This window comes from Kitasatospora putterlickiae, assembly GCF_039527695.1.
In the GTDB taxonomy this organism is placed as follows: Bacteria; Actinomycetota; Actinomycetes; order Streptomycetales; family Streptomycetaceae; genus Kitasatospora; species Kitasatospora putterlickiae.
In genome coordinates this window covers 12,216-18,728 of sequence record NZ_BAAAKJ010000011.1, presented here as the reverse complement: position 1 = coordinate 18,728, position 6,513 = coordinate 12,216, and the positions used below count along the sequence as shown (strand labels likewise).

Sequence of the window (6,513 nt, the reverse complement as noted above, 5' to 3'; positions counted from 1 at the left end):
GGACGACCCGCGCACCCCGGTGCGCCGCGACCGGGCGCGCGCCGCGTCCGCGTGCGTCCGGTCCGCAGATCGCCGGCTCGATGAAGGTGGGGACGACAGACCGTCATGGCTGAGCACAGGGTCCGGGTCACCCAGGACAGCGCATCCCGCTGGCGGCGCCGCGCCGGCGAGTACGACACGCTCGCGGAGGCCCTGGCCGCCGCGGAGCCGGGCGACACGGTGACCGTGCGGCCGGGCACCTTCCGGGAGAACGTGGTCGTGGACAAGGCGGTGACGGTCGTCGCCGCCCAGGGCCCCGGCAGCGTGCGGATCGATCCGCCGGGCGGGGTGCCGCTCACCGTCACCGCCCCGGCGACCGTCCGCGACCTGGTGATCGAGGGCAGCGACCGGTCCGCCCCGGCCGTCCTGGTCACCGGGGAGGACGCGACGCCCTCGTTCACCGGCTGCCGGGTGGAGACCCGCTCGGCCGCCGGGGTCGAGGTGACCGACGGCGCCCGGCCCACCCTGAAGGGCTGCGTGGTCGCCAACCCGGACGGCCTCGGGCTGCGGCTGCGCGGCGCGGGCACCGCCGCCGCCTTCGAGGACTGCGAGGTCGCCGCCGCCGGCCAGGCCGGGCTGGCGGTGCTCGGCGGCGCGACCGCCGCGCTGGAGCGCTGCCGGGTGCACCACGCCGTCGGCGCGGGCGTGCTGCTCTCCGACCCGGGCAGCGCGGCCGAGCTGACCGGCTGCGAGATCTACGAGATCCGCGGCAGCGGGGTGCAGGCCGAGGCGCAGGCGGGCGGGCGGCTGGTCGACTGCGACATCCACCGGGTCACCGGCAACGGGCTCACCCTGGACGGCGAGGCCGAACTGGTGCTCACCGGCTGCCGGGTGCACGACGTGCCGGAGAACGCCGCCGACCTGCGCGGCCGCGCCCGGCTCAGCCTCGCCCACTCCACCGTGCGGGACTTCGGGCGCGGGGCGCTCTCGGTCTGGGACCAGGGCACCGAGGCGAGCGCCGAGTCCTGCCAGATCCACGGCTCGAACGGCGAGTACCCGGCGCTCTGGGTGAGCGACGGCGCCCGGCTCACGCTCACCGACTGCGCGCTGCACGACCTGCCGGACGCACTGTTCGTGCTGGACCGCGACTCCGCGGCCGTCGCCGAGGGCTGCTCGTTCAGCCGGATCCGCAGTTCGGCGGTGTCGGTCAGCGGCGGCGCGACGGTGACGCTGACCGGCTGCCGGGTGCAGGAGGCGGGCACCGGGCTGTGGTTCCGCGACCACGGCAGCGGAGGCGTGCTGACCGGCTGCGAGATCTCCGACGTGGCGACCGGCGTGATCGTCACCAAGGGCGCCGACCCGGTGCTGCGGGACTGCACCGTCCGGGCCGGTTCGGACGCGGGCGTCTACGTCTCCGCCCAGGGCCGGGGCACCTTCGAGGACTGCCGGGTCTCGCACGGCAAGGGCTTCGGCTTCCACATCATCGACGGCTGCCGGACCGTGCTCACCCGGTGCCGGGCCGAGCAGAACGAGCGGGCCGGCTTCGAGTTCTCCGAGCCCGGACCGGTGGTGGAGGGCTGCACCTCGGACGACGTGCCGGCCGCGACCGCCGGGTCCGCCGACATCCCCGCCCCGCGCACCCAACTCGCGGCCACCGCCGCCCCCCTGGCGTCCTCCGCACCCACCGTGCCCGCCACGGCCGCGATCGGGCCGATCCCGGACTGCCGGCCCGCCGACGAGGCGCTGGCCGAACTCGACGGGCTGGTGGGCCTGGCCACCGTCAAGCAGGAGGTGCGGACGCTGATCGACCTCATCTCGGTCGGCCGGCGGCGCCGGCAGGCCGGGCTCAAGGCGCCCTCGCTCCGCCGCCACCTGGTCTTCACCGGCGCCCCCGGCACCGGCAAGACCACGGTGGCGCGGCTGTACGGCGAGATCCTCGCCTCGCTCGGGGTGCTGCAGCGCGGCCACCTGGTCGAGGTGGCCCGGGTGGACCTGGTCGGCGAGCACATCGGCTCCACCGCGATCCGCACCGCCGCCGCCTTCGACCGGGCGCGCGGCGGCGTCCTGTTCATCGACGAGGCGTACGCGCTGGCACCGGAGGACGGGGCCCGCGACTTCGGGCGGGAGGCGATCGACACGCTGGTGAAGCTGATGGAGGACCACCGGGACGAGGTGGTGGTCATCGTGGCCGGCTACACCGCCGAGATGGAGCGCTTCCTCTCCGCCAACCCCGGTGTCTCGTCGCGGTTCTCGCGCACCATCACCTTCCCCGACTACTCGGCCGAGGAACTGCTGGAGATCGCCCGCGCCCAGTGCGCCGAACACGAGTACGCGCTCGCCGACGCCACCGAGCGCGCCCTGCTCGACCACTTCGCCGGCATCGAGCGCGGCCCCAACTTCGGCAACGGCCGCACCGCGCGCCAGGTCTTCGAGACCATGGTCGAACGCCACGCCATGCGGATCGCCCAGCTCCCCGACGCCTCCACCGAGGACCTCCAGCTCCTCGTCCCCGCCGACCTCCCGTCCCCCCGCCTGCCGTAGGGCCCCCGCCTGCCGCAGGGCCCCGCCGGTCAGCCGGTCCAGGCGTCGCCGGACAGGAAGGACTCCAGGCCGGTCAGGTAGGGCGCGATGTCGATCCGCTCGCCGGCCAGCCAGTCGTCCGAGTAGTACTTGTCGAGGTAGCGGTCACCCGGGTCGCAGATCAGGGTGACCACGCTGCCGCGCTCCCCCGCCGCCCGCATCTGCGCGACGATCCGCAGCGCGCTCCACAGCCCGGTCCCGGTGGACGCGCCCGCCTTCCGGCCGAGCACCTGGTCCAGGATCCGCACCGCCGCGATCGAGGCGGCGTCCGGGACCTTCATCATCCGGTCGATCGCCCCGGGCACGAAGCTCGGCTCCATCCGGGGCCGCCCGATCCCCTCGATGCGCGAGCCCTGCTCGCACACCGCGTCCGGGTCGTCGTGCACCCAGCCGTCGAAGAAACAGGAGTTCTCCGGGTCGGCGACGCAGATCCGGGTGTCGTACTGCATGTAGTGGACGTACCGGGCGATGGTCGCCGAGGTGCCGCCGGTGCCGGCGGTGGCCACGATCCAGGCCGGCTCGGGGTGCGGCTCCAGGCGCAGCTGGGCGAAGACCGACTCGGCGATGTTGTTGTTGCCCCGCCAGTCGGTGGCCCGCTCGGCGTAGGTGAACTGGTCCATATAGTGGCCGCCGGTCTCCTCGGCGAGCCGGGCCGAGGCCTCGTACACCTCGTCCGGCCGGTCCACGAGGTGGCACTCGCCGCCGTGGAACTCGATCAGGTCGATCTTGGCCTGGCTGGTGGACTTGGCCATCACCGCGATGAACGGCACCCCGACGAGCTGCGCGAAGTACGCCTCGGAGACGGCGGTGGAGCCGCTGGACGCCTCGATCACCGGCTTGCCGGGGCGGATCCAGCCGTTGCAGAGCCCGTAGAGGAACAGCGAGCGGGCCAGCCGGTGCTTGAGCGAGCCGGTCGGGTGGGTGGACTCGTCCTTGAGGTAGAGGTCGATGCCCCAGTCCGCCGGGAGCGGGAAGCGCAGCAGGTGGGTGTCGGCGGAGCGGTTGGCGTCCGCCTGGACCTTGCGGACCGCCTCCTTGAGCCAGCGCCGGTACTCCGGGTCGGAACGGTCGACGTCAACGGTCGGTTCGGTCCCCATGCCCATGCCACTCTCCTCGTACGAGTCCCCTGGAAGCCCCCCTCCGTTCGCTCACTACGAGTGTATGGGTGTCACGATAAGTAACATTATCCGAGGCTCCAGGCTCCGCTTATCGGACCGCCTGTCCGGCGGTCACCGACTGCGGGTCCGCCAGGTACGGCAGCCAGCCCAGTTCGGCCGCCCCGGCCAGCGCGCTGTGCCGCAGCTCGGCGCCGACGATCGGCACCCGGCCGCTGCGCCCCCACAGGCTGCGCTCGGCGACGACCGCGCGCAGCCGCTCCGGCGCGGCCTCCAGCAGGTCCAGGTGCAGCCCGCTGAGCACGACCCGGTCCGGGTTGAGGATGTTGGCGACCCCGGCCAGCCCGAGGCCGAGCCGGTCGATCACGTGCTCCACGGCCGCCCGGGCCCGCTCGTCGGTGGCGGCGGCCCGGCAGAGCTCGCCGGCCTGGTCGAGCAGCGGCCGGCCCGGGTCCGGCGTCAGCCCGGCGGCGGCGAACAGCGCGTCCGGGTCGGTCTCCGAGTTGAGGCAGCCCCGGTTGCCGCACCCGCAGGGCCGGCCCTGCGGGTCCACGGTCAGATGGCCGACCTCCAGCGCCAGCCCGGCGCTGCCGGTGTGCAGCCGCCCGTCGATGACCAGCGCGCCACCGACGCCGCGGTGGCCGGAGGTGACGAGCAGCAGGTGCCGCGCGCCACGGCCGGCGCCGTGCCGGTACTCGGCGAGGGCGGCCAGGTTGGCGTCGTTGGCGATCGCGGTCGGCAGCGGGTCGAACGCGCGCGGGCCGTGGTCGGCGCGCCCCACCTCCACGTCGTACAGGTCGGCGACGGGCGTGCCGCTGGGCCAGGCGAAGTGCAGCGCGGCGAGCGCGGTGCCGTCCGGCTCGGTGACCGGGTTGGGCAGCGCGAGCGCCGCGCCGAGGCAGCGCCGCTCGGTGCCCCGGGCGAGTTCGGCGCCCGCCTGGGCGACGGCGCGCAGCATCCGCACCGGGTCGGTGGCGGCGGGCAGCGGAAGGTGCACCGGCGGGTCGAGCAGCCCGCCGAGGCCGGCCAGGGTGACGCTCAGGCCGTCGGCGTGGATCTGCCCGGCGACCACCACCGGGCCGCCCGGGTCGATGGCGAGCCGGTGTGAGGGGCGCCCGCGGCCGCCGCCGGCCGGGCGGGAGTCGACCGTGATCAGGCCGAGCGCCTCCAGTTCGGCGGTGACGGCGCCGGCGGTGGCCCGGGTGACGTCGAGCGCGCGGGTGAGCGCCGAGCGGGTCGGGGCCTGACCGGTGTGGATCAGCTGCAGTGCGGGGCCGAGCAGCGTCCGCCCCCGGTCGGGGGCCGCGCGGCGGTGGGCGTCGCGCTGCGCGTCGTGGTCGGCCCCGGTCCCGGGCTTCGGGCTTGAAGGTGAGAGCTGCACGGACCTATTGTTACTTTGTGCCGCCCCGAAACAAAATCAGTCCCCATGGCCCTACCCACCGGCCGTCCCCCCAGTCTCGCAGCACCCCCGCGAAATCCCCCACCCCGTCCGCGCCCACCCCCGCCTCCTGGGGCGCCGCCCGGCTCGCCCTCACCGCCTTCTTCGCCGTCGACGGCCTGCTGTTCGCCGCCTGGGTCGTCCGCATCCCGGACGTCCGCAGCCAGGTCAACGCCTCGCACAGCGCCCTCGGACTCGCCCTGCTCTGCGTCTCGGCGGGCGCCGTCGCCACCATGCCGCTGATCGGCAGGCTCTGCCTGCGCTACGGCTCCCGGCCGGTCACCGTCGCCTCGCTCGCCCTGCTCGCGCTCTCCGTCCCCCTGCCCGCGCACACCCACTCGGTGGCGGCCCTCGGCGCCGTCCTGCTGCTCTTCGGCGCCGGCTACGGCGGGGCCAACGTCGCCATGAACAGTGCCGCCGTCGAGATCGTCGGCGAACTCGGACGCCCGGTCATGCCCAGCTTCCACGCCGGGTACAGCCTGGGCGGGCTGCTCGGCGCGGGCGTCGGCGGCCTGCTCGCCGGCCCCCTCACGGCCACCCAGTGGCTCACGCTGGCCGGACTCGCCGGGCTGGTGGTCTCCGCGGTGGCGGGCGTCGCGCTGCTCCGCAGCCCGGGCGCCCGACCGGTCGCCACCGCCGCCGCCAGCGCCTCCGGCACCCGCACCGCGCCGTCCGCCGGCCGGACGCTGGTCCTCCTGCTCGGCCTCACCGCGCTCTGCACCGCGTACGGCGAAGGCGCCGTCGCCGACTGGACCACCCTGCACCTCACCGACGACGTCCACGCCGGCGCCCGGGTGGCCGCCGCCGGCTACGCCGCCTACGCGCTCGCCATGACCACCGGCCGGATCGGCGGCACCTGGCTCTCGACGCGCCTCGGCCAGCACCGGGTGATGCTCCTCGGCGGCCTCACCGCGGCGGCCGGGATGCTGCTGGCCGCGCTCGCGCCGCTGGTGCCACTGGCGCTGGCCGGGTTCGTCCTGGTCGGGCTCGGACTGGCCAACATCTTCCCGCTCGCGATCGCCCAGGCCGGCGCCGTCGGCGGCCCGAAGGGCGTCGCCCTCGCCTCCACGCTCGGCTACGCCGGCATGCTGATCGGCCCGCCGGTGATCGGCTTCCTCGCCGACGCGACGAGCCTGCCGATCGCCCTGACCACCGTCGCCGCGACCGCGACCGCCGCCGCGGTCCTCCCGCTGGCCGCCCGGCCGCGTGCGAGGATCACGCCATGACGAACAGCACCGCTCCGGTCCGGTTCCTGCGCGCCGCCGAGCGGCCGGCCACGGCGTGGCGCAACGGAGGCGGGGTGACCAGGGAGGTCGCCGGCCACCCCGTGGGCTCCGGACTGGACGACTTCCGGTGGCGGGTCAGCCTCGCCGACGTCGCCTCCGCCGGGCCGTTCTCCGC

General features: G+C 75.4%; 5 protein-coding genes. 3 read left to right on the top strand and 2 right to left on the bottom strand.

Translation table 11 applies throughout. The features are described from left to right. Window positions 1-105 precede the first annotated feature (105 nt). Window positions 106-2,520: a right-handed parallel beta-helix repeat-containing protein gene (locus ABD308_RS01140; protein WP_344323874.1), complete on the top strand. Its 2,415-nt coding sequence runs from the start codon at window positions 106-108 to the stop codon at window positions 2,518-2,520. Window positions 2,521-2,549: 29 nt separating this feature from the next. On the opposite strand, the gene ABD308_RS01135 is transcribed toward ABD308_RS01140, so the two are convergent. Together ABD308_RS01135 and ABD308_RS01130 are read right to left on the bottom strand one after the other, a co-directional pair. Continuing rightward, the gene (locus ABD308_RS01135; RefSeq protein WP_425554667.1) at window positions 2,550-3,662 is read right to left on the bottom strand and encodes a PLP-dependent cysteine synthase family protein; all 1,113 of its coding nucleotides are present in this window, start codon (window positions 3,660-3,662) and stop codon (window positions 2,550-2,552) included. 103 nt (window positions 3,663-3,765) lie between these two features. After that, the gene (locus ABD308_RS01130; RefSeq protein ID WP_344324007.1) at window positions 3,766-4,956 is read right to left on the bottom strand and encodes an ROK family protein; all 1,191 of its coding nucleotides are present in this window, start codon (window positions 4,954-4,956) and stop codon (window positions 3,766-3,768) included. Window positions 4,957-5,072: 116 nt separating this feature from the next. Between ABD308_RS01130 and ABD308_RS01125 the strand changes: the two genes are divergently transcribed. Then, complete coding sequence (locus tag ABD308_RS01125) at window positions 5,073-6,338, top strand: MFS transporter (RefSeq protein WP_344323849.1); 1,266 nt, start codon at window positions 5,073-5,075, stop codon at window positions 6,336-6,338. Further along, the coding region (locus tag ABD308_RS01120; RefSeq protein WP_344323995.1) for a HutD family protein at window positions 6,335-6,513 on the top strand (179 nt) is incomplete at its 3' end. The genes ABD308_RS01125 and ABD308_RS01120, both read left to right, overlap by 4 nt.